21 protein-coding genes and 1 pseudogene are annotated in these 22393 nt (G+C 70.8%); 5 read left to right on the top strand and 17 right to left on the bottom strand.

Translation table 11 applies throughout. The features are described 5' to 3' along the window. Nucleotides 1–58 precede the first annotated feature (58 nt). Together ABZ840_RS32645 and ABZ840_RS32650 are read right to left on the bottom strand one after the other, a co-directional pair. Entirely contained in the window at nt 59–943 is an 885-nt protein-coding gene (locus ABZ840_RS32645) for a geranyl diphosphate 2-C-methyltransferase (RefSeq protein WP_361565973.1), read from the bottom strand. Between the two features lie 14 nt (nt 944–957). Continuing rightward, a pseudogene (locus ABZ840_RS32650) lies at nt 958–2213 on the bottom strand (family 2 encapsulin nanocompartment cargo protein terpene cyclase). A gap of 940 nt (nt 2214–3153) precedes the next feature. Here ABZ840_RS32650 and ABZ840_RS32655 point away from each other — a divergent pair. Genes ABZ840_RS32655 through ABZ840_RS32665 form a run of 3 tightly spaced genes read left to right on the top strand, consistent with a single transcriptional unit; the run spans nt 3154 to nt 7003 of the window. Beyond that, nucleotides 3154–3741 carry a 2Fe-2S iron-sulfur cluster-binding protein gene (locus tag ABZ840_RS32655; protein WP_361565976.1) on the top strand — a complete coding sequence of 196 codons (588 nt, stop codon included), beginning with the start codon at nt 3154–3156 and terminating at the stop codon, nt 3739–3741. Next, nucleotides 3738–4733, top strand: a complete 996-nt coding sequence (locus tag ABZ840_RS32660; RefSeq protein ID WP_361565979.1) for a xanthine dehydrogenase family protein subunit M — start codon at nt 3738–3740, stop codon at nt 4731–4733. The genes ABZ840_RS32655 and ABZ840_RS32660 overlap by 4 nt, the downstream gene beginning before the upstream one ends. Beyond that, nucleotides 4730–7003 carry a xanthine dehydrogenase family protein molybdopterin-binding subunit gene (locus ABZ840_RS32665; protein WP_361565982.1) on the top strand — a complete coding sequence of 758 codons (2274 nt, stop codon included), beginning with the start codon at nt 4730–4732 and terminating at the stop codon, nt 7001–7003. The genes ABZ840_RS32660 and ABZ840_RS32665 overlap by 4 nt, the downstream gene beginning before the upstream one ends. A gap of 53 nt (nt 7004–7056) precedes the next feature. On the opposite strand, the gene ABZ840_RS32670 is transcribed toward ABZ840_RS32665, so the two are convergent. Continuing rightward, nucleotides 7057–7749: a DUF2848 domain-containing protein gene (locus ABZ840_RS32670; protein ID WP_361565985.1), complete on the bottom strand. Its 693-nt coding sequence runs from the start codon at nt 7747–7749 to the stop codon at nt 7057–7059. A gap of 201 nt (nt 7750–7950) precedes the next feature. Here ABZ840_RS32670 and ABZ840_RS32675 point away from each other — a divergent pair, with 201 nt between their 5' ends. Continuing rightward, nucleotides 7951–9267: an MFS transporter gene (locus ABZ840_RS32675; RefSeq protein ID WP_361566145.1), complete on the top strand. Its 1317-nt coding sequence runs from the start codon at nt 7951–7953 to the stop codon at nt 9265–9267. Nucleotides 9268–9358: 91 nt separating this feature from the next. Continuing rightward, complete coding sequence (locus ABZ840_RS32680; protein ID WP_361565987.1) at nt 9359–10156, top strand: carbon-nitrogen hydrolase family protein; 798 nt, start codon at nt 9359–9361, stop codon at nt 10154–10156. 69 nt (nt 10157–10225) lie between these two features. Here ABZ840_RS32680 and ABZ840_RS32685 read toward each other — a convergent pair whose 3' ends face one another. The 14 genes from ABZ840_RS32685 to ltnD form a co-directional block, all read right to left on the bottom strand. Then, a complete protein-coding gene (locus tag ABZ840_RS32685) occupies nt 10226–10852 on the bottom strand; it encodes a GntR family transcriptional regulator (protein ID WP_361565990.1) in 627 nt (208 codons plus the stop codon). 82 nt (nt 10853–10934) lie between these two features. After that, a complete protein-coding gene (locus ABZ840_RS32690; RefSeq protein ID WP_361565993.1) occupies nt 10935–11276 on the bottom strand; it encodes a hypothetical protein in 342 nt (113 codons plus the stop codon). 167 nt (nt 11277–11443) lie between these two features. Further along, nucleotides 11444–12172 (bottom strand): ESX secretion-associated protein EspG, encoded by a 729-nt coding sequence (locus ABZ840_RS32695; RefSeq protein ID WP_361565995.1) that lies wholly within the window; start codon nt 12170–12172, stop codon nt 11444–11446. Beyond that, on the bottom strand, nt 12169–12636 hold the full coding sequence (locus ABZ840_RS32700; RefSeq protein ID WP_361565998.1) for a hypothetical protein: 468 nt from the start codon (nt 12634–12636) through the stop codon (nt 12169–12171). The genes ABZ840_RS32695 and ABZ840_RS32700 overlap by 4 nt, the downstream gene beginning before the upstream one ends. Further along, a complete protein-coding gene (locus tag ABZ840_RS32705) occupies nt 12633–13559 on the bottom strand; it encodes a hypothetical protein (protein ID WP_361566000.1) in 927 nt (308 codons plus the stop codon). Before ABZ840_RS32705 ends, ABZ840_RS32700 begins: the two co-directional genes overlap by 4 nt. Before the next feature lie 6 nt (nt 13560–13565). Further along, nucleotides 13566–14639, bottom strand: a complete 1074-nt coding sequence (locus ABZ840_RS32710; protein WP_361566002.1) for a hypothetical protein — start codon at nt 14637–14639, stop codon at nt 13566–13568. After that, nucleotides 14640–14990, bottom strand: coding sequence for a DUF6507 family protein (locus ABZ840_RS32715; protein WP_361566005.1), 351 nt, complete (start codon nt 14988–14990; stop codon nt 14640–14642). A 324-nt stretch (nt 14991–15314) separates the two neighbouring features. Next, nucleotides 15315–16076 (bottom strand): FadR/GntR family transcriptional regulator, encoded by a 762-nt coding sequence (locus ABZ840_RS32720; protein ID WP_361566008.1) that lies wholly within the window; start codon nt 16074–16076, stop codon nt 15315–15317. A 9-nt stretch (nt 16077–16085) separates the two neighbouring features. Then, nucleotides 16086–17189, bottom strand: coding sequence for a D-erythronate dehydrogenase (gene denD / locus ABZ840_RS32725; RefSeq protein ID WP_361566010.1), 1104 nt, complete (start codon nt 17187–17189; stop codon nt 16086–16088). Then, complete coding sequence (gene otnI, locus ABZ840_RS32730; protein WP_361566013.1) at nt 17186–17989, bottom strand: 2-oxo-tetronate isomerase; 804 nt, start codon at nt 17987–17989, stop codon at nt 17186–17188. The genes denD and otnI overlap by 4 nt, the downstream gene beginning before the upstream one ends. 65 nt (nt 17990–18054) lie before the next feature. After that, on the bottom strand, nt 18055–19365 hold the full coding sequence (locus tag ABZ840_RS32735; RefSeq protein WP_361566016.1) for an MFS transporter: 1311 nt from the start codon (nt 19363–19365) through the stop codon (nt 18055–18057). 110 nt (nt 19366–19475) lie between these two features. Next, nucleotides 19476–20171, bottom strand: coding sequence for an aldolase (locus ABZ840_RS32740; RefSeq protein ID WP_361566019.1), 696 nt, complete (start codon nt 20169–20171; stop codon nt 19476–19478). Next, nucleotides 20168–21448 (bottom strand): 3-oxo-tetronate kinase, encoded by a 1281-nt coding sequence (gene otnK, locus ABZ840_RS32745; RefSeq protein WP_361566022.1) that lies wholly within the window; start codon nt 21446–21448, stop codon nt 20168–20170. Before otnK ends, ABZ840_RS32740 begins: the two co-directional genes overlap by 4 nt. A gap of 6 nt (nt 21449–21454) precedes the next feature. Continuing rightward, the gene (ltnD, locus tag ABZ840_RS32750) at nt 21455–22372 is read right to left on the bottom strand and encodes an L-threonate dehydrogenase (RefSeq protein WP_361566025.1); all 918 of its coding nucleotides are present in this window, start codon (nt 22370–22372) and stop codon (nt 21455–21457) included. Nucleotides 22373–22393: the final 21 nt, after the last annotated feature.

The following is a 22393-nucleotide window of genomic DNA, read 5'->3' on the forward strand; positions in this document are numbered from 1 at the left end:
ACCCCGCCCGACGGCAACGCCCGGGCCGGCCGCTTGCGGCCGGCCCGGGCGTTCGGCGTCAGACGCGGTCGGCCGCGATCAGCACGTACTGGAAGGACCCGTCCTTGTACGAGTTGATGAAGGCCTCTTCAATGCCGGTGACCAGGGACGACGTGGCCCGCAGCTCCCAGTAGGGCAGCGTCGCCGGCGTCAGGTCGATGACGGCCTGCGGTACGAGGCGGTTGTCGGCCATGGCCCGCAGGTACTCCCGGCGCGAGTGGATGTTGCACTCGAAGTGCGCGTTGATCTGGGAGACGTACTTCGAGGGCTGACCGTAACGCGGGTTCCAGCAGCCGGTGATGGTCACATAACGGCCGCCGACCGCGAGCACGCGGGAGTGCTCGGCGAAGAGGTCGTGCAGGTCGACGTACATGCTCGACTCGTTGTTCCACGAGGCCGCGGCCATCCCCGTCTCGAAGGGCGTGTCGAGCATGTTGCACACGCGGGCGTGGACATGGTCGTCGATGCCGAGCTCATGGGCACGCCGGTTGGCAAAATCGGCCTGCTTGGCCGACAGGGTGACGCCCTCGACCTTGCATCCGAAGCGCTGGTGCGCCATGACCATCGACCCGCCCCGGCCGCAGCCGGCGTCCACGAGCGTGTCGTCGCGGCCGACGGAGCCGAGGTGGTCCAGGAGGACCTCGGCCTGCGCCGACTCCAGTCGGTGCAGTTCGGCGATCAGCCTCTTCTCGTACTCGCTGTCGCCGCGATTCCCCAGTGCCGCATGGTCGACCTCGCCGATGCCGTAGTGGTGGTGGTAAAGCCCGTCGACGTCGCCGAGACGCAGGTTCACGGGCCTGGCCTCCTGGTCCCAGTAGCGGGCGATGTCCCCCTGGTAGGGCGACGCCGGGGCGGGGACGAAGGCGGAGGTGCCGTTGAGGGTGGTGAACTCGGTGCTGGTCACAGGTGAATCCGTCCTTACCAGAAATCGGGCAGGCTGTACCGGTAGGTGTTGGTCTGGTGCCAGTAGTGGTTGCCGTCGACCCAGGCGGCCACTCCCCGCAGGAAGCGCTGTGCGGTCGGTACGGGGCAGGCCTCGGCCAGGGCGGCGGCCTCGGCTTCGAAGCGGTGCATGAGGTCGTTGTGGACCTCGACCGCCTTCAGGTAGGCCTCGCGGTGCGAGACGCCCTCGCGTTCGGCGATCACTACGGGCAGGTTCAAGTGCAGGCCGGGGGCCTTCAGTTCCTTGGTGTAGGAATACAGGTCGTTGACGATGGTGGTGGCATTGCCGGCGAGCGCGATGACCCGCTGCATGGCCTGCTGGGCATGCAGGTCCGCCGGCAGTTCGTAGCCACCGACCGTGTCGGTGATGGTCGGGCAGGGGCGGAAGTTGTTGAACTGACGCATCGCCAGGTACTCCCAGACCTCCGGCATCTCCTCCGTCTGGGCCCAGGCGGCCTCGGCGAGGTAGCCCAGGTGCAGCCGGGCCATGTCGTGCCGGTACCGGTCGGCCTGGGAGGGAGTGGCCGTACGGAGGAAGTACTCCATGGCGGAGCGGTAGGCGCGGCGCGGCGCGTCCGACCCGAGCGACGCTAGCCACGCCGGCTCGTACTCCTCCGTCGTGTACAGCGGGTCGAGAGCGGTGTGCGCCAGCAGGAGGCGGCTGCCGAGCCCGATGGGTGAGCCGCCGTGGTCCTCGCAGTAGCAGTCGTCGACCGCGTTCTCGGCGACCATCAGCCGCGTAGCGACCATGACGTGCTCGACGGTGGGCGCGTCCGGGTGGCAGGCGACCATGTAGCGCCCGACGGAGAACCCGTCGAACTGGTCCTCCCACTCCGGGGGATACACCTCGGCCTCCTCCACCGCCCACTGCTTGATCCGGCGGCTGACCTCCTCCACACGCGCCGGGTCGGGCTCCGGTACGGGGTGGTGGTAGAGGCCCGGAATGGGCGTGCCTTCCGCCGGCACCTCGGGCTCCGGTTCGGCCGCCGGCGGCTCCTCGCGCGGGGCGAGATGCAGCCCGGCCGTGCCCAGCCCACTGGGGCCGCGCAGAATCCGTTCCAGGGCGAGGTTCGACTGACTCGCGGGGGCGGCACCCTCCCCCGCGTCCTGGGCAGCCGGCTCGGCTTCGGTTGCGGCATCGGTAGCGGCATCGACATCTGTATCCGTACCGGCATCAGCATCGGCACCAGCGGGGGGTGTGCGGGCGGCAGCGCCGAAGCGGGCCGCGACATGGAACAGGCTCGACTGCAAAGGAGTGGTCCGCAGCGGGAAGATCCCGGGATCGGGCATTCGTGACTCCTTGGTGAGGTGGGTGTGCTGTCCCGGGACCCCGGCGTGCTGCTGCACGGGGAGGTCCGGGCGTGTGACGACCGCCGGACGGGCCTAGTCGCGTCTGCGGGCCCTCCGCGCGTTCGCCGGCACGCCGGGCGCGCCGGGCACCAGGATGGCGGCGCGGGAGTGGGTGCTGAAAAGGGACGAATTGGCCGCCTGTGCACGGAGTCCCCGCGGCCGCGCCGGCAGATCCGGCTCGCGCTCCCCCGCTGTCCGGCCGACGCCGCGATGCCCACCTCGCCGTAACGGTTCTTCCGTCACCGCCACCGCACCGGGACGGCCCGGAACCCCGACGCATCGAGAAACAACGGTCATCGGGCGAGCTCTCCTTCATGGCGATCGACGTGCGTGGTGCGAATCGGCGAATGAGAAATCCGAGTACATATATCTGGTAAACGAATATCTGAGAATCCGCCGAGATCCCTGGAAACAGTAACGGCCGGTACGCCTCACTCGCCCAGGAGCCTGGGCGAGTTACCACGATGCAGTGATCTCACTCCGCACCGGGTTTAGCGGCGCGACCGACGGCATTCGGACTATCTGCCCGGGGCCATGTTTGACGTGCGCCGCTGCCCGATTCCGCCCCACCCTCAACTCTCGCACCGCACAGCCGAATCAGCCCCTCGGCAGACGCCACTCAAGCACCAGGAGACCAATACGGATCACGCCATATCGGGAAGCCGCGCCCCCTCGGAAAGCCACGGCGGGAGAGAGCGTCGCGGGGCGGCATTTTTTGCGAGACGCTCGGCACGGCGGAGCACCTACCCGGCAGTGGCGACGGGACGGGACGCCGGGGGAAGCACCCGACCCTCGCGCATCACCTGAGGAAGGCGGGCTGTGATGAGCGATTCCGTTACGCATACCGCGGGACGGTCCCGGCACGGGACGGCGGACCGGCTCTCGGCGGTCGAGTTGACCGTCAATGGCCGGGTGCGGCGGCTGACGGTGGATCCACGGACCACGCTGCTCGATGCGTTGCGCGAACACCTGGGCCTCAGCGGCACGAAGAAAGGGTGTGACCACGGGCAGTGCGGTGCCTGCACGGTGCTGGTCAACGGTCGGCGCATCAACTCCTGTCTGACCCTCGCCGTCATGCACGAGGGCGACGAGGTGGTGACGATCGAGGGCCTGGGCACCCCTGATGACCTGCACCCCATGCAGCGTGCCTTCATCGAGCGGGACGGCTTCCAGTGCGGCTACTGCACCCCCGGACAGATCTGTTCGGCCGTCGGCATGCTCACCGAAGTGGCGGCGGACTGGCCCAGCCACGCCACCGAGGCCACCACCCCCGCAACCACCGCCGCGTCGCGCATCGCGCTGACCGATGAGGAGATCCGCGAGCGGATGAGCGGCAACATCTGCCGGTGCGCGGCCTACCCCAACATCGTCGCGGCCGTGCGCAGCGTGGCGGAAGGAGACGCGGGATGAGGGCCTTCACCTACGAGCGTGCGAAGGACGCGCGGGGCGCCGTGACCGCGGTGTCCCGCACCGGCGCGAAGTTCATCAGCGGTGGCACCAATCTGCTGGACCTGATGAAGCTCGGCATCGAGCAGCCCGGTCATCTGGTGGACATCAGCCGGCTACCGCTGCGGGACATCGAGGATCTGCGGGACGGCGGGCTGCGCATCGGCGCGCAGGCCGCCAACTCCGATGTGGCCGCCGATGCCCGCGTACGCACCCGCTATCCGGCGCTGTCACAGGCACTGGTGTCCGGTGCCTCGGGCCAGTTGCGCAACAAGGCGTCCACCGGCGGCAATCTGCTGCAGCGCACACGCTGCCCGTACTTCTACGACACCGCGGCGAGCTGCAACAAACGGCTTCCCGGCTCCGGTTGCGCGGCGATCGGCGGGTTCAACCGGATACACGCGATCCTCGGCGCCACCGATTCCTGCATCGCCACCCACCCCTCGGACATGGCGGTCGCGATGACCGCGCTGGGGGCCCGGATCGCACTGCTCGGCCCCGATCATTCGGTACGCCACGTCGACATCACCGACCTCTACCGGCTGCCCGGGGACACACCGCACATCGAAACCGTGCTGCACCCGGGCGAGATGATCACAAGCGTCCTCCTGCCGCCGCCCCCGCCGGGCCGGCAGCTCTACCGCAAGGTGCGCGACCGGGCGTCCTACGAGTTCGCCCTCGTGTCGGTGGCAGCTGTGGTCTCGGTGAAACAAGGCATCGTCCGAGCGGCGCGGGTGGCGTTCGGCGGTGTGGCGGCCAAGCCGTGGCGGTCGGTCGAGGCGGAGGCCGCGCTGACCGGCCGGCCGGCCACGATGACCACGTACCGGGCCGCCGCCGGGGCCGCGATGCGGGACGCGGTCGGGCGGGGACACAACGACTTCAAGATCGAGCTGGCCGAGCGCACCCTGTGCCGCACCCTGGCGCAGCTGGCCCGTCGGGCGGAGGAGGCGGGATGACCGGGCAGAAGGTGTCTGGGCAGGGGACGTCCGGGCAAGGGATCATCGGGCGGGCCGTGAGCCGCGTCGACGGCCCGCTGAAGGTCACCGGCCGGGCCACCTACGCGTACGAGCACGGCCCGGACGACGCACCGCTCTACGGATTCATCGTCGGCGCAACGATCGGCAAGGGCCGCATCACCCGCATCGACAGCAGGAGCGCCGAGCGCGCCCCCGGCGTCTGCCTGGTGATGACCCATCACAACGCACCGGAGCAGGGCCCGCGCGACGAGTCCGTTCCGTACGAGTACTGGCGTGCCCAGCCGATGCTGACAGGGCCCGACATCCACCACTACGGCGAGCCGGTGGCGCTGGTCGTCGCCACCACCTTCGAGCAGGCACGGGCAGCGGCAGGACTCGTCGAGATGGAGTACGCGGCCAGGCCCGGGCGTTATGACTTCGGCGCGCTGAAGGACGACACGTACATCCCGAAGATGGTCAACGCCGGCCTTCCCACCGACACCGCGGTGGGCGACTTCGACGCCGGGTTCCGCTCCGCGGCGGTGACGGTCGACCAGCGCTACACCACGCCGTACGGGTTCTCCATGCCGATGGAGCCGCACGCCTGCCTGGCGGTGCCGCGGGGCGAGGACCTGACGGTCCATGTCAGCTGCCAGATCGTCGATGCGGCGCAGGCCTCGGTCGCCCGCACCCTCCGGCTCGACCCGGCGCGGGTCCACATCGTCTCCCCGTACGTCGGCGGCGGGTTCGGTTCCAAGCTGGGCGTCCATGCCGAGACGATCCTCGCGGCGCTCGCCGCCCGCGCGTTGCGCCGGCCGGTCAAGGTCGCACTGACCCGGCAGCAGGTCTTCCACCTCGTCGGCCTGCGCCCCACCTCGCACCAGCGGGTCAGGCTGGGCGCGGAGCGGGACGGCCGGCTGGTGGCGCTCGCCCACGACGTCACCATGCACACCAACCCCGACATGGAGTACGCCGAGCAGACCGCCGCCACCACCCGCAGTCTCTACGCCGCGCCGCACCGGCTGACGAGCCACCGGCTGACGCCACTGGACCTGCCGCGGGGCGAGGACGTCCGCGCGCCGGGCGACGCACCGGGCCTGCTCGCGGTGGAATCGGCGATGGACGAGCTGGCCGACGCGCTCGGGATGGACCCGGTCGAGCTGCGGATCCGCAACGAACCCACCGTCGATCCCGAGCGGGGCGTCCCGTACAGCGACCGGCACCTGGTCGAGTGTTTGCGGGAGGGCGCGCGCCGGTTCGGCTGGGAGCGCCGCCCCGCCCGGCCGGCGACCGTGCGCGACGGGCAATGGCTGGTCGGCTACGGCGTGGCCGCCGCCATCCGCGGGCACTTCCAGTCGCCGACGACGGTGCGGGTCCGGCTGGCCGCGGACGGCACGGCCACCGTGCAGTCGGACATGACCGATATCGGGACGGGCACCTACACGATCCTGACGCAGGTCGCGGCCGACGGGCTCGGGCTGCCGCCCGACCGGGTACGCGTCGAACTCGGACGCTCGGAGTTCCCGACCAGCATGGGGTCCGGCGGCTCGTGGGGCGCCGCCAACTCCAGCACCGCGGTGCACGGCGCGTGCCGGACCCTGCGGGAGAAACTGCTGGCCGCGGTGTGCGACGACACCCGCTCCGCACTGCGCGGACTGGAGTTGGAGAAAGCGGTGTTCGCCGACGGCCGGGTGCGCATCGGCGACGCGTCGGAGGCGCTGGGCGACATCGTCGCCCGCCACCACCCCGACGGCATGGAGGCGACGGGCGAGACCCTCGCCATGAACGACGACCCCCACTACACGGCCTATTCGATCCACACCTACGGCGCGCACTTCGCCGAGGTGGCCGTCGACGCCGACACCGCCGAGATCCGGCTGCGGCGGATGCTGGGCGTGTTCTCGGTGGGCCGCGTGCTCAATGCCAGGACGGCCCGCTCGCAGCTGATCGGCGGCATGATCTGGGGCGCCGGCGCGGCCCTCGAAGAGGAGGCCGTCGTCGACCCGCGCAGCGGCGCCTTCGTCAACCGGGACCTCGCGCACTACCTGTTGCCCGTGCACGCCGACATCCCCGCCGTCGACGCCGTCGTCCTCGACGGGTACGACGACAAGGCCAACGCGCTGGGCGCGAAGGGCATCGGCGAGCTGGGCATCTGCGGGGCCGGCGCGGCGGTCGCCAACGCGGTCTTCCATGCCACCGGCGTACGCGTACGCGACTTCCCCATCACGCTGGAGAAGGTGTTGCCCGGCCTGCCACTGCTGGACGTCTGAGCCGGGCGAGGGTGCCCGAGCCCCCGGCGGCCGCCGGTTCCGCGACGGCCGGGTCAGCCGATGGGCTCGGGCATCGGCACCACGTCGTAGGCCAGCTCGATGGCGTCACCGGTCGCCGGGTCGGCCAGCTCGACCCGCCAGCGCCCGGCGAACTGGTCGACGCCCTCGCGCATCGGGATCGTCCCCGATATCAGCACCGTGCCGGGCGCCAGCTCCCCGCGCTCGCGCAGCACGTCGGCCCAGTACCCGGGCGGCAGCAGCTCCCCGGCGGTGCCGTCCTGCAGCAACTGCTCGTCCCCGCCGCCGACCGGGGTGACCCAGGCACGCAGGGTCAGGGCGTCCAGCCGGTCCGCGACGTCCGCCAGCCGCCACGCCCGGCCGGCGAGCACGTCGGGCCCCGCGTTCTTGCTCCAGGCCACGCCGTGCGCCTCCAGCGCGCGGTCGGTGTGGTCGCACGCCGCCGTCAGGAGGAGGTCGCCGGTCGCGTCGACCACCAGCGCCCACTCGGCCTCCCCGGAGGTGCGCGCGTGCTGCACCGCGACGGTCGCGGTCTGCTGCCCGAGGTACGGCGAGACGGGGTACAGCGCCGGTACGGTCGAGGGCGCGGGGACGCCGAGCTCGGCCAGTTCCGCGACGTGCGCGGCGACGTCCTCCTGGCTGCGGCCGGCGTATCCGGCGTTGAGCAGCCGCGTCACCTCGACGGTGCGCCGGCTTCCGTCGGGCAGTTCGAAAGACAGGACGGTCATGAGTCCTCCAGATCACAGACGGTTGCGCAGGGGTAAAACAGCCCCCGAGGGGTTGCGCATACGACCTGTATACAGCAAGTATGCCTAGCAGTGCAGCAACCGAGATCGTGAGGCCTTGACCCCATGGACAACGAACAACGCCCGGGCGCGGACGGGGACCACACGGGGGTGACCGCGACGCGGCCGGACCGCGGCGCGCTGATCCGCGCCTTCATCGCGAGCCTGACCGGCACCTCACTGGAGTGGTACGACTTCGCGGTCTACTCGGCCGCCTCGGCGCTCGTCTTCGGCAAGCTCTTCTTCCCCTCCGAGGACCCGCTGACCGGCGCCCTGCTCGCCTTCTCCACGTACGCGGTCGGGTACGTGTCGCGCCCGCTGGGCGGATTCGTCTTCGGCCGGCTCGGGGACGTCATCGGCCGCAAGAAAGTGCTCGTGGCGACCCTCGTGCTGATCGGCGCCGCCACGTTCCTGATCGGACTGATCCCCACCCAGGCCACCATCGGGCCGGCCGCGCCGGTGCTCCTCGTCCTGCTGCGCTTCGCGCAGGGCGTCGGCGTCGGCGGCGAGTGGGGCGGGGCCGTCCTCCTGACCAGCGAATACGGCGATACCCGCAGCCGCGGCTTCTGGGCGTCGGCCGCCCAGATCGGCCCGCCGGCCGGCAACCTCATGGCCAACGGCGTGCTCGCGGCGCTCGGCGCCCTCCTCACCGAGCAGCAGTTCTTCTCCTGGGGCTGGCGCATCGCCTTCCTGCTCTCCGGAGCCCTGGTGCTCTTCGGGCTGTGGATCCGGGTGCGGCTGGAGGAGACGCCGGTCTTCAAGGCCATGGAGGCCGGCGGCGACCGGCCGCAGGCCCCGATCAAGGAAGTGTTCACCACCCAGCCCCGGGCACTGATCGCCGCGGTGCTCTGCCGGGTCGCGCCGGACGTGCTGTACGCGATGTTCACCGTCTTCGTCCTCACCTACGCGACCCAGAAGCTGGGCATGGCCCGCAGCAGCGCGCTGACCGCCGTACTCATCGGCTCGGCGCTCCAGATCGTGCTGATCCCGCTGGCCGGCGCCCTCTCCGACCGCTGGAACCGGCGCCGGATGTACCTGTGCGGCACGGTGGCGGCCGGCGTGTGGCCGTTCGTCTTCTTCCTGATGACCGACGGCGGTTCGTGGGCGCTGCTGGTGCTCGGCGTGGTCGGTGCGCTGGTGATCCACTCGCTCCTGTACGGTCCGCAGGCCGCCTTCGTCGCCGAACAGTTCACCCCGCGGCTGCGGTACACCGGCTCCTCGCTGGCGTACACCCTCGCGGGCGTGATCGGCGGCGCGGTGGCGCCCCTGCTGTTCACCGCGCTCCTGGGTACCTTCGGCACGTGGCTGCCGCTGGCCCTGTACCTCGTGTGCACCGCCGTACTCACCGTCGTCGGCGTACTGCTCGGCCGGGACGCCGACCACGGCGAGGACGAGCGCTACGTCGAGGAGACGGCCCACCGCGCACGGGACCACGCGGCCACGGCCGCCCGGGGCGACTGAGGCGGTCCGGCCGCCCCTCCGGTCACGGCCGGCCGGACCGGCAAGGACGATGAAGAGCGACAACGGACAAGGAAGAGGAGCCAGGAGCCGCATGCGTATCGCGCTGTGCCAGATGACCAGTTCGACCGATACCAAGGAGAACCTCGCGGCCGTGCAGGACCACGTGCGCCGCGCGGCCGAGGCGGGCGCCCGCCTCGCGGTCCTGCCCGAGGCGGCCATGAGCCGCTTCGGTGTTCCCCTCGGCCCGGTCGCCGAACCCCTCGACGGCCCGTGGGCCGACGGCGTACGCACCGTCGCGGACGAGACCGGCGTGACCGTCATCGCGGGCATGTTCACCCCGGCCGCCGACGGCCGGGTCGCCAACACCCTGCTGGCCACCGGCCCCGGCGTCGAGGAGTCCTACGACAAGATTCACCTCTACGACGCGTTCGGCTTCCGGGAGTCGGACACGGTGGCCGCGGGCGAGCGCGTGGTGACCATCGACGTCGACGGCGTCCGCGTCGGGCTGGCGACCTGCTACGACCTGCGGTTCCCCGAGCTGTTCCGGGCCCATGCGGACGCGGGTGCCGTGCTCTCCGTACTGCCCGCCTCGTGGGGCGCCGGGCCCGGCAAGCGGGAGCAGTGGGAGCTGCTGGTGCGGGCCCGCGCCCTGGACGCCACGTCCTGGGTGGCCGCCGTCGGGCAGTCCGCACCGGATCCCGACGCCGACCCGGAGCAGCCCACCAAGGCCCCCACGGGCATCGGCCACAGCGCCCTCATCGGCCCGGACGGCACGGTACGGGCCCGGCTCGGCGCGGCGCCGGAGCTGCTCACGGCCGACGTCGACCCCGCGGAGGCCGACCGGGTCCGGCGCGCGGTCGCGGTCCTGGACAACCGCCGGCTGCCCTGACCGGCACTCAGCTGCCGGCTGTTGGGGCCCGGTGCGAGGCCCCGGGGTCGGTGGCCGCGGCGCAGGGGCTCAGGCGGCCAGCAGGATGCGCTGGGTGGCCTGGAGGTGGCTGTCGATGGCCGCGCAGGCGGCCGCGCCGTCGCCCGCCGACAGGTGGTCGAGGATCTCCTGGTGTTCCGCGAGCACCTCGTCCTGCCGGTTCCCCGCCCGGTAGAGGGCGGTCACGCCGGCCCGGATCTGCCGGCTGCGCAGCGCGTCGTACTGACGGCTCATCAGTGTGTTGCCGACGGCCGCCACCAGCGTGGCGTGGAAGCGGTGGTCGGCGGCGATGAACTCGCGGGCCGAGTCCGCACCGCGCAGTGCGTGCTGTTCGGCCAGCACAGCGGTCATCTCCGCCACGGGAGCGGTGCCCTCCCGGGTGGTCCGCTCCGCGGCGAAGCGCTCGATGAGCGCACGCATCTCCATCAGCTCGCTGATCTCGCGGCCGGACAGCGGTGCGATGTGCGCACCCCGCTTGGGCACCAGCCGCACCAGGTCCTCGGCGGCCAGCAACAGCAGCGCCTCCCGGATCGGCGTGCGCGACACCCCGATCCGGTCCGCGATCTCCTGCTCGGACAGGAACCGGTCCTGCATCTCCGGGTCGGTGAGCACGCTCTCCTTGAGGTACGCGTACGCCTTCTCTCGTCCCGACTGCACCGGCTCTCCCCGCTCCCGTCGCATTGCATACAACCTGTATGCGAAATTACCACGAAGCGGGGAGCACAGTGGCCGACACCGGTCAGGCCAGGGCCTTGCGGACCTTCCGCACGAGCGTGACCAGACCCCAGACGGCGAGGCCCCCGAAGAGGAGCAGGACCAGGATGGCCTGCCACCACGGCATCTTCCCGTGTCCGGAGGACGACGAGCCGCCGTAGCTGCGGCCGGAGGAGAACCCACCGCTCTTCGACGTCCCGGAGCCGCTCTTGCTGACGCCGCCGCTGCTGCCACCGCTGCCCTTGCCGCCACTGCCGAGCATCGGCGCCTGCACGGCGTACGAGGCGGAGTTGGCTGCCGGCGCCGCCTGGGCCGTCACGGCCGTTGCCCCGAACAAGGAGCCGATGAGGAGAAGTACGGCTGCCAAACGCATGAGAGAACCCCCGTGGTTGTGAGTGTGAGTGTGAGTGATGTGAGTCGTACGGATGGGACGTGGTGGTGCGTTGTGCGTTGTACTGGTAAGTCGTAAGTCGTGCCGGTGGACCGGAAGATGATCGCTCCAGGGCGCGGCGTTGCACCCTAGAACACGAAGCGCTACCGGGGGAAACAGCGCAGCAGCAGTCGCCACACCGCACTCGCCGAGACCGGCTCCCACGTGGTCCGCTCGGCGTCTCCCCCGGCCACGGCCCACAGTCCGGCGGTGGAGTCGAGGACCCGGAGCGTGCCCGTGCAGGGGATGCCCGCCGCGTCGGGCCACCGCGTCGCCACCTCCCACCACCGCGCACCGTCCGCTGCCGACACACCGACCGCCTCCAGCGCGGGGTACCCGGCGCCCGGCGGCCCGTCCGCGGGATACCCGGCGGCCGGCGGCCCGTCCTGGAACAGCGCCTCGACCTCGGCGGTGGGCACCGGTACCGCGGCCGCGTCGGACACCGGCCGGGGCGCGAGCCCGACGACGCGGGCCACCGCGGCCGGCACCGCCACCGGGGCGACGCCGGTCAGCTCCGCGGAGTCGTCCGGCGCGTCGAGGAGCAGCGCCGCGGACTCCGCACCCAGCCAGCAGGCCCCGTGCACGCCGCTGCCGTCCGCGGCGGCTCCGCGTACGGAGAGCACGCACACCGGATCGGCGATCGCCGCTACCACCGGCTCGACGGCCGGATGCGGCTGCCCGCCGGACAGCACCCCGGCGTCCGCGAACGCCTCCAGCCCCGCCCCGTCGGCGCGCCCGCCTTCCGCCCAGTCGTAGAACGCACCGAACAGTTCCAGAGGCAGGCGCAGCCGCCCGCTCTCGCCGTCGAAGAGCATCGTGGGCGCGGTCCTCATGTGGCCGCTCCTTGAAGACGGAAACCGTCGGCCACCGCGGCGAACAGGTCCGCCTTGGCGTCGTAGTCGAAGGTGGCGGCCGAAGCGGTCACGGTGAACCCCCGGTGTCCCGCGGTCCAGGACCACTGCTCCGCGGTGACGGCGCCGGCCTCGGGAAGGATGTGGTGGAACAGCCGTCGCACACCATCGCCCGCCGGCTGTTCGTCCACCAGCAGGTACTCCTGGAGATGGTCCGCCAGCGCCCGGCCGACGGCCTGTTGCCACTGCCCCGCGTCGGTGATGTCCTCGGCCGTGACGACGACGTTGGCCCGGAACGTCTCGCCGTCCCCCGGCTCGACCGCGATCAGCGCGACCGGCGGCCCCGGCGGCTCCACCGTCTCCCAGTGCTCCGGAAGCGCAAGATGGAACTCCGGGTCGCCGTACGGCCGCGGTCCGGTGCCTGCGGGGTCCGCGGTCCCGGTCATGCGGCCTGCCCTGCCCGTTCCTTGATGAAGGCGGCGACCTGGCGCGCTCTGCCCCTGGCCACGTCGAATACGTAGGTGTCGCTCGCCGTGCGGACGACCAGCCTGGGGAACGGCGACCGCATCCAGCGTCCGCGGCGCGGGCGACCGTCGGCGCCCGCCCGCGCGGGCGCCACCTCCACACCCGTGAGCCGCTCCGCGGGAATCGTCACCACGGTGGGCTTTCCGCGCAGCGCGTCCTCGCGCTCGGTGGCGGCGAACCCCAGCCCCTGCGGGTACCAGGCGAGCGTGCCCTCGACCGTTCCCTTGCGCGCCAGCCCATGGTCCTGTTCATCGGTGTCCGGGTCATGCACCCAGCCGCCCTTCCACCGGACCACGGGCGCGGCCACGTCCCCGAAGCTCTTCCCGCATTCCTCCTGGCTACTGAGTACGGGAGTCCGCGCGGCAGAGGAGTCAGCGAGGGTCCCCAGCGCGCCCCGGGACGCCGCCCCCTTGAAGTCCTCCTTGTGCTCGCCCTGCCGGAACCAGCGGGGGCCCCACCACTTCGGCGGATCCGCCACACCGATGAACATCATCAGGAGGCAGAAGAGCGTGACCAGCCCGAAGGGGATGATGAGCACCTTCGGCAGCCCGAAGAACACGCACAGCCCCGCCCCGAAGAACGGAAAGGCGAAGGCGGGCACGCCGACCAGGGCGAGCGCGGGCCCGCGGTCGATGACCGCCCACGCGCGGGCCGACCGCGTCCGCCCTCCCCAGCACCAGGCCACGTACGCGATCCCGAGGCCACCCGTGACCGCCCAGATCAGTCCGCTGATTCCCCAGGATTTCCCGAACTCGGTCTCCAGGTAGCCGCCGAGGAACGTCATCGCCATCACGACGACGGGTGAGCGGGGCGAGAAGACCGAAGGGGGGCGCTGCCGTGCCACTGCGTATCACTTTCCTATCAAGCTGTTGAACCCGTCAGCGATCTTGCTGCCGACCCCGGCACCGGCAGCGGCACCGACGAGGCCGCCCACCACCGCACCCACCGGCGCGCCGACCCCGCCGAACGCGGCACCGACCGCGGCGCCGGCAGCGGCGCCTCCTTCCGCACCCGCCCAGGCTCCGGCGGTCGTCCCGGTGGCCTTGACGCCGGTACGGGCGACGCGCTTCCCGGTCGACATGTGGGGATCCTGGGCGTCCTGGCTCCACTGGCTCATCCCCGAGGTGACGGCGGTGAGCCCCAGGCTCGCCCGGCCGCCCCACTTGCCGACCGTGAGCCACTTGCTACGGCTCGCGGCCGCATACGGCTTGGCCTGCCAGTTCGTGCTCTGCATGCGCCGGTAGGTGTTCTTCCACAGCGGCTCGTTCTTCCACGGCAGATAGCCGTACCCGCCGCCCGGCAGAAATCCCCTGGGCGCGAACTTCCCGTACTTGTAGTAGCCCATCCACGACACGGCGGCCCCGAGCCCCGTCGTCCCGTAGCCGCCGAATCCCAGATACTGGCGCCCCCGCTCGGCCCAGTGGGTGCCGGGGCCGTCATTCGTTGTGTTGATCTTGTCGGCCGCGGTCCGGCAGGCCTCGTCGTACGTGGCGGTCCTGACGCGGACGGCCGAGGCAATACGGTCGTTCTCCTCGACCAGGTCCGGCTTCGTCCGCCAGCCGTCGCCCAGTGGCCTCGCCTTCGCGACCAGGCTCTCGGCATCGCGCTTCAGCTGCTTGAGCGCCTTCTTGACCGGCGCACCGGCATCGACGTACGCCTGCAGGGCGTCCGCGGTGGTCAGCGCGGCCTGGGAGACCTTGCTCGCCTGCTGCTTCACGGGGACCAATTTCTCGGCGAGGACCGCGCCGTTCGGCGCGAGGTAGTTCAGGCCGACGGCCGCGGCCCACGAGCCGTCGATTTCCCCGCCGCGGCGTTCCAGTCCGGCGGCGGCCGTCCGCATCCTCTTGACCGCCGCTTCCACATCACCGAAGTGCACGTCGTCCAGGGACGGGATTTCCGCCGGATCGATCAGCGTGTCCGCCATTCAGCGACCGCCGCCCCGCCCGTACCCACCATTTCCCGGGGAATCCGCGTGTTCGTTTCCCCTGTTCGCATGGCATTTCATCTCGTGGTCACCGTCCACGAAGATGCCGGTCGCCCGGCCGGCACCGTCCACCGTGCTCCCCACCCTGGCCGACATGATGCCCGTCTTCTGCTGGACATCCCCGGAGAACCTGGTCACGGCCCCGGCGACCGCGGCGTCGCTCGCGCATCCCGCGTCATGGAGGGCATCGAGCAGCGTCCGGACCTCCGAGGCGAGGTCGTCGCCCTGCCCGGTGGTTTTCCGACCGGTCGTATGCATACCGCTCGGCGAAATATCGAATTTGAGGCTCACCCCGTTGCCCTCTCACTCGGCTGTGCGAATGCGTCCACCCGCACCGCCCCAGTCAACCGGACCGGGCGACACCAGGACAACCCAGATCCCGAAAGGGCCGCACGCTATTGCCGGGCCGACCTGCTATTGCCAGCCCTACCGGTTATTGCCGGGGATGTCGGACACCGCAGGACGAGCGCGACATCATTCCCGCCCGCACAGCGCCGAGCACCAATGGAAATACATACGGAGGTAAATAATTCGCCAATGGCGGACGCTCCCGCCTCGCTCCGAAGCGGTCCTCGTCGGCGTCGGACAGTGGGCCTCGTCAGGCAGTGGGCCTCGTCAGGTGGTGGGCCTGGTGGCCCCGAGGTCCACGTCGAGGTCCTCGGTCTCCGTCCAGAAGCCGTCGTCCGCCTCCTGGAGCCGCGCCGCGGCGTGCTTCAGGTGGCGGCGGGCGGCGGTGCACGCGGCGTCGGCGTCGCCGGCCTCGATGGCGGCCAGGATGGCGTGGTGCTCCTGCCGCACCGCCTCGAAGAAGTCCTCCCGCCGCGCCTCGTTCGCACGCGTGACGCGGATGCCGCTGCGCAGCACCTCGCCGAGGTACCGCAGTGTCGAGACCATCACCGCGTTCCCGGTCGACTCGGCGATGGACCGGTGGAAGGCGAGATCCTCGTCCGCACCGTCACCACCGGCCGCGACCGCGGCGTCGATGCCGTCCAGGGCCTGCCGCATCCGGGCGAGATCATCGGGGGTGGCGCGGGTGGCCGCCAGCGAGGCGGCCTCCCCCTCGATCGCCCGGCGCAGCTCCACGATCTGCCGCACCTTCGCCGTGGTGTCGGCGGCCTCGGCCTCCAGGTCGAGCGGCCGCGTACGCCGGGGCATGACGAAGACACCGCGGCCCTGGCGCGGTTCGACCAGGCCGGCGTTGCGCAGGCGGGAGACGGCCTCGCGTACCACCGTGCGGCTGACGCCGAGCTGCTTGACCAGCTCGACCTCGGTCGGCAGCTTGTCGCCCTCGGCCAGCCGCCCGGACTCGATCTCGTCGGTCAGCACCGCGGCTACCCGGTCCGCCAGCCGTACGGGACCACTCAACTTGGACAGCATGGTTTCAGTTTACGGACGGGGACTCGTCGCCACGGGCGGGGCGTCGGCGGCGGCCACCGCATCGGCAGCCACCCCATCAACGGTCACCGCGTCGGCGGCCACCCCATCAACGGTCACCGCGTCGGCGTGGTCCCGCACATAGTCCCGTACCACCGATTCGAAGCTCGGGTCGGGCGCCAGCCCCAGCGCGGCGGCCCGGGTGTTGTCGAAGCGGGCCGGCCAGGACCCCACGATCGCCTCGACATCGCGGTCCGGCGCGACCGTCACCAGGTCGGCGACGGCGTCACCGGCCACTCGCCGCAGCGTGTCCAGCATCTCGCCGACCGTGACCGTGAGCGCCGGCAGGTTGACGGGCAGCCGGCCGTCGAGCCGGCCGGGGCCGGTGCCCCGCTCGGCCTCCGCGACGCGCAGGATCCCCTCGACCGTGCGCCGCGGCGAGGCCAGGGCCACCTCCAGGCCGGGGTCGACCGGGCAGGTCGCCGGAAGGCCCGCGAGCGGCTCGCGGACGATGCCGGAGAGGAAGCCGGAAGCCGCCGCGTTCGGCTTGCCCGGCCGCACCGAGACGGTCATGAGCCGGGTCACGCGGCCGTCGATGAAGCCGCGCCGGGTGTACTCCGCGACCAGCTGCTCGCACACGAACTTCTGCACCCCGTAGCTGGACCGGGGCGTCGGCAGGGTCGCTTCGCTCACCACCGGCGGCAACGGCAGCGCGGGGTCGGGGCCGTAGATCGCCACACTGCTGGAGAACACGCTCCGCGGCGTGGGACCGCCGGCGGCCGACTGTGCCCGGGCGGCTTCGAGCAGCGCGCGAGTGGTGTCCACGTTCGCGCTCATACCGAGGTCGAAGTCCGCCTCGCACTCGGCCGAGACCGCGGAGGCCAGATGGATCAGTACGTCCACCGGCTCCGCGAACAGCTCCTGCAGACGGTCCGTCAGATCACCCCGCACGACGTCTACGAGGGGGTCGGCCGTCTCCGGCGCCTCGGACGGTACAAAGCGGTCGGCGAGCACCAGCCGGTCGATCGGCGCACCGCCGAAGGTCCGCGCCTTCAGCAACGCGCCGGCGACCTGCCGTCCCAGGAAGCCGAACCCACCCGTGATGACGATCCTCATGCCTGCTCTCCTCGGTAGTCGTTCAGCCAGCCGAGGCCCTCGCTCGTGCCGGCGCGGGGGCGGTACTCGCAGCCGATCCACCCGTCGAAACCCACCTCGTCGACGACGCCGAACAGATGGCGGAAGTCGACCTCGCCGCGGTCGGGTTCGTTGCGGTCGGGTACCCCCGCGATCTGCAGATGGCCGACCCGGCCGGTCGGTACGTCGCGGCGCAGGGTCGTGGTGAGGTCGCCCTCGACGATCTGGCAGTGGTAGAGGTCGAGTTGGACCTTGAGGTTCGCGGCACCCACTTCCTGCACCACCGCGTGTGCCTGCGCCTGCGTGCGCAGGAAGTAGCCCGGCATGTCCCGGCCGTTGATGGGCTCGATCAGGATGTCGACGCCCGCCGCCGCGGCCCGCTCCGCGGCCAGGGCGAGGTGGTTCAGGTACGTCGCGTGGTGCGCGTTCCGCTCCGCCGGCGACGCGTCCGGCCGTACCAGCCCGGCCATCACGTGCACCCGCGGACAGCCCAGCGCGGCGGCGTACTCCAGCGCCCGGTCGAGCCCGGCGAGCGCCTCGGCCTCGCGCCCGGGCAGCGAGGCGATCCCGCGCTCGCCCGCCTCCCACGCTCCGGGAGGCGCGTTGAAGAGCACCTGCCGCAGCCCGTGGTCGTCGAGCCGGCGGCGCAGCTCGGTGGCGTCGTGGTCGTAGGGGAAGAGGTACTCGACGGCCTCGAAGCCGTCCGCCGACACCGCGGCGAAGCGGTCGAGGAAGTCGTGTTCGGTGTACATCATGGACAGGTTCGCGGCGAACCTTGGCATGGTGGCTCCTGCATTCGGGGCGGACCGGGGGGCCGGTCAACGATTTCGCGTCGGACCGGCTCCGGTCAGCGGTTGACGACCTGCTTCTTGGTGGTGAGCACCGCGGCGGCACCGACCAGGAGGCTGAGCGCCAGGACGTACATCGGGATCGACGCCGAGCCGGTGGCGTCCTTGAGCGCACCGATCATGTAGGGGCTGACGAAACCGGCGAGGTTGCCCACCGAGTTGATCACGGCGAGACCGGCCGCCGCCGCGGTGCCGCCCAGAAACGCGGTGGGAAGTGACCAGAACAGCGGCGCGCAGGTCAGCACCCCGGCCGCCGCGAACGACAGCGCGATCAGGGACAGTACGGTCGACCCGGCCCAGCCGGCCGCCAGCGAGAATCCGACGGCGCCCATGAGGGAGGGAATGACGAGGTGCCAGCGGCGCTCGCGGCGCTTGTCCGCCGACGCGCCGAACACATTCATCGCGACGAGTGCCACCACGTACGGCACGGCGCTGAGCACACCGATCGTGAGGTTGTCCTTGATGCCGGTGGACTGGACGAACGTGGGCATCCAGAAGGTCAGGGCGTACTGGCCCATCACGAAGCAGAAGTAGATGAGGCACATGAGCCACACCTTGGGCTCGCGGAACGCGTCCAGCACCCGCCCGTGCACCGTGTGGTGGGCCGCGTCCTTCTCCAGCGCCCCCTCGACGACGGCCTTCTCCTCGTCGGTGAGCCACTTGGCGCTGCGCACGCTGTTGTCGAGGTAGAACAGCGTCGCCACACCGACGGCGACCGCGGGCAGTCCTTCGAGCAGGAACAGCCACTGCCAGCCCTGCCAGCCGTTCGCACCGTGGAACCGCTCCATGATCCAGCCGGAGAGCGGGTTGCCGAAGATGCCGGCGACCGGGATGGCCGACATGAACATCGCGATCACCCGGGCACGGCGGTACGAGGGGAACCAGTACGTGCAGTAGAGGATCACCCCGGGGTAGAAGCCCGCCTCCGCGGCACCGAGGACGAACCGGAGCACGTAGAACGTCGCCTCGTTGGTGACGAACATGAACGCCGCCGAGACCAGGCCCCAGGTGATCATGATCCGGGCGATCCAGGTGCGGGCGCCGACGCGCTGCAGCATGAGGTTCGACGGAACCTCGAAAAGAAAGTAGCCGATGAAGAAGAGACCGGCACCGAGGCCGTACGCCGCTTCGCTGAACCCGAGGTCCGCGGACATCTGCAGCTTCGCGAAGCCGACATTGACCCGGTCCAGGTAGGAGACGACGTAACACAGCATCAGAAAGGGAACGAGGCGTCTGACGACCTTGCGGAAGACGGCGTTCTCACGGGCGAGACCAGCGGCCTCGGGCGCCGTGGCGGCGGAAGAAGGCATGAGGAACCCTTCGTGCGGCTCAGGGATTCTCTGACGGGGGAATGTCGTGCGTGGGAATGGGGGGAGGTCCGGGGAAGGAGGATCGGGGAGGAAGGGGTCGGAGGGGCTCGTCACCAATCGGCGCCGAACGCCTCCCTCAGCTCCTCGATCGCGTCGGCGGGGAGCGGTTCGGGCTGACGTCCCGTAGTCAGCCAGAGGCGCGCCGTCTCCTCGAGTTCTTCGAGGACGGCGAGAGCCGCCGCCGGGTCCGGGCCCCAGACCACGGGGCCCAGCCGGTCGAGCAGGACGGCTCTGATCGGTGTGCCACTCGCCGCGCGATCGGCGATGCGAGCGGTCACCAGGTCGGCCACGCGCGGGTCGCCGGGCCGGTGGTACGGAATGAGGGGAACGTGCCCGACCTTCATCACGTAGTACGGGGTGAGGGGCGGGAGCACGTCGTCCGGGCTCCACACACCGGCCAGGGTCAGCGCGACCAGGTGCGTGGAGTGGGTATGGATGACGAACCGGGCCGTGGGATCGGCGGCGTAGATGCGCCGGTGGAGCGTCAGCGTCTTACTGGCCCGGTCCCCGGCGAGCTGCTCACCACCATCGTCGACCAGCGCAAGACGGTGCGGTCGGAGGAAACCGAGCGCGGCATCAGTGGGAGTAATCAGATAACAGTCGTCCACCCTGGCACTGATGTTGCCGGCACTGGCGTGAACGTACCCCCGGTCAAACAGACTGGTACCCACCCGAACAATCGCGCGCCGCGCTTCCTCGACGGCGGTATCGGATTGCTGCTGATTCACCAGATCAAGGTCTTTCACGAGGTCTCCTGACCCAGGCGAGCAAATGCGTCGGTGAAAAACTCGGGCCCGCCGAAGTTGCCTGACTTCAGAGCCATGTGAAGCGTGCCCCCGTCGGGGAGGGCGGCCGCGCACCAGGGCACACCGGGGTCGATCTGCGGCCCGATGCGCAGCCCGGTGACGCCGAGCGCCTGCACGACCGCTCCCGAGGTCTCGCCGCCCGCGACAACCAGCCGGCGCACACCGCGCTCGACCAGCCCCTGTGCGACACGGGCGAGGGTACGCTCCACGAGCTCACCGGCCTCGGCGGCACCGAGCCGGCCCTGCACGGTGCGGACCGCGTCGGGCGCCTCGGTGGAGTAGACGAGGACCGGCCCGTCGGCAAGCTGCGACGCCGCGAATTCCAGAGCCTCACCGGCCACGTCCTCGTCGTCCGCGATACGCAAGGGATCCACACTGAACGCGGGCCGCCCACTGCGCAGGAACTGCCGGACCTGCTCGTTCGTGGCAGCGGACACCGACCCGGAGACGACGGCCGCGTGCCCGCCGGCCGGCGGCAACTGCGCGGCGGCGCGGGACGGCTTGAACCCCCAGTTCGCCGGCAGCCCGATCGCCAGCCCGGAACCGGCGGTCACCAGCGGCATCCCCTTCACAGCAGCGCCCAGGCGCACAAGGTCGTCATTGGACACGGCATCAACAACAGCGACCCGACGCCCTTCCGCACGCAGGACGCCAATGCGCCCCCGTATCGTCTCTTCCCCCTCCCCCACCGCCGCATGGTCGATGAGGCCGACCGTTCCCTCCATCTGCGCACCAAGGACGGAAACCAGGTTGGAATCGGTCATCGGGGTGAGCGGATGGTGCCGCATCCCGCTCTCGCTCAACAACACATCCCCAACGAAGAGATGCCCCTTGAAAACCGTACGCCCGTTATCCGGAAACGCCGGAGTAGCCACGGTGAAGTCGCTCCCCAGAGCATCCAGCAAAGCCTCGGTGACCGGCCCAATATTGCCGTCCGCCGTGGAGTCGAACGTCGAGCAGTACTTGAAGTAGATCTGCTCGGCCCCCGCGGACCGCAGCCAGGCCAGCGCCCTCAGCGACGCCTCGACGGCATCGGCGGCCGGCACCGTTCGCGACTTGAGCGCAATGACCACGGCATCCGCGTCCACTACCCCCTCCGCGCCGACCTCCGGCACATCGATCAACTGAATGACGCGCATCCCTGCCCGCACCAGATTGTTGGCCAGATCAGTGGCGCCGGTGAAGTCATCGGCAATGCAGCCGAGTCGGATTCCCATGTTCAGTCAGCCCTCCGTCGACTCGGGGAGTTCGATCCCCGGAAAGATCTTGATGACGGCACTGTCGTCCTCGGCTCCCAGCCCGGACGCCGCAGCCTGCAGAAACATCTGATGCGCGGTGGCGGCGAGCGGGAGCGGGAACTTCTCCGGCCGGGCGGAATCGAGCACGATCCCCAGGTCCTTGACGAAGATGTCGACCGCGGAGAGGGGTGTGTAGTCACCGGCGAGCACGTGCGCCATGCGGTTCTCGAACATCCACGAGTTCCCGGCGCTGTGCGTGATGACCTCGTAGAGCGCGTCGGCCGGAACGCCGGCCTTGATACCCAACGCCATCGCCTCGGCCGCCGCGGCGATGTGCACGCCCGCGAGCAACTGGTTCACGACCTTGACCTTCGACCCGAGTCCGGCCTGCTCCCCCAGGCGGTAGACCGTACTGCTCATGGCCTCCAGCACCGGATCCGCCACCGCGTACGCAGCAGCCGACCCCGAGGTCATCATGGCCAGCTCACCGACCACCGCCCGAGCGGACCCACCGGAAATAGGGGCATCCAAATACAGCACGCCCCTCTCGGCCAACCGCCCTTCAAGCGCGGCGGACCACCCCGGATCAACCGTCGAACACATCACGAAGACAGCTCCGGGCCTCAGCCGGTCGGCCGCCCCCTCAGGGCCGAACAACACCGACTCAACCTGCTCCGCATTGACCACCACACCGACCAGCACATCCACCCCGGCCGCCAACTCCCCAACAGAGCCGAACGCCGCCCCACCCTCCCCCGCGAAGGCCGCAGCCACCTCAGCCCGCAGGTCATGAACCCCTACGTCATACCCCGCCCCGCGCAGACTCCGAGCCATCCCGAGCCCCATGGCCCCAAGCCCCACCACACCCACACGCGGCCGCCCCGCCCCGCCCACCTCGTCCATGCCCACCCTCGCACTCACTAC

The organism is Streptomyces sp. NPDC047117 (assembly GCF_040643545.1).
Taxonomy (GTDB): domain Bacteria; phylum Actinomycetota; class Actinomycetes; order Streptomycetales; family Streptomycetaceae; genus Streptomyces.

Bases quoted from the DNA above. Each gene is read 5' to 3' on its own strand.
- ABZ840_RS32710 (WP_361566002.1), bottom strand. From the start codon at position 14,639: ATGGCGGACACGCTGATCGATCCGGCGGAAATCCCGTCCCTGGACGAC.
- otnI (WP_361566013.1), bottom strand. From the start codon at position 17,989: ATGCCAAGGTTCGCCGCGAACCTGTCCATGATGTACACCGAACACGAC.
- ABZ840_RS32670 (WP_361565985.1), bottom strand. From the start codon at position 7,749: ATGACCGTCCTGTCTTTCGAACTGCCCGACGGAAGCCGGCGCACCGTC.
- ABZ840_RS32735 (WP_361566016.1), bottom strand. From the start codon at position 19,365: ATGCCTTCTTCCGCCGCCACGGCGCCCGAGGCCGCTGGTCTCGCCCGT.
- ABZ840_RS32720 (WP_361566008.1), bottom strand. From the start codon at position 16,076: ATGCTGTCCAAGTTGAGTGGTCCCGTACGGCTGGCGGACCGGGTAGCC.
- ABZ840_RS32665 (WP_361565982.1), top strand. From the start codon at position 4,730: ATGACCGGGCAGAAGGTGTCTGGGCAGGGGACGTCCGGGCAAGGGATC.
- ABZ840_RS32680 (WP_361565987.1), top strand. From the start codon at position 9,359: ATGCGTATCGCGCTGTGCCAGATGACCAGTTCGACCGATACCAAGGAG.
- ABZ840_RS32700 (WP_361565998.1), bottom strand. From the start codon at position 12,636: ATGACCGGGACCGCGGACCCCGCAGGCACCGGACCGCGGCCGTACGGC.
- ABZ840_RS32655 (WP_361565976.1), top strand. From the start codon at position 3,154: ATGAGCGATTCCGTTACGCATACCGCGGGACGGTCCCGGCACGGGACG.
- ABZ840_RS32695 (WP_361565995.1), bottom strand. From the start codon at position 12,172: ATGAGGACCGCGCCCACGATGCTCTTCGACGGCGAGAGCGGGCGGCTG.
- denD (WP_361566010.1), bottom strand. From the start codon at position 17,189: ATGAGGATCGTCATCACGGGTGGGTTCGGCTTCCTGGGACGGCAGGTC.
- otnK (WP_361566022.1), bottom strand. From the start codon at position 21,448: ATGGGAATCCGACTCGGCTGCATTGCCGATGACTTCACCGGCGCCACT.
- ltnD (WP_361566025.1), bottom strand. From the start codon at position 22,372: ATGGACGAGGTGGGCGGGGCGGGGCGGCCGCGTGTGGGTGTGGTGGGG.
- ABZ840_RS32660 (WP_361565979.1), top strand. From the start codon at position 3,738: ATGAGGGCCTTCACCTACGAGCGTGCGAAGGACGCGCGGGGCGCCGTG.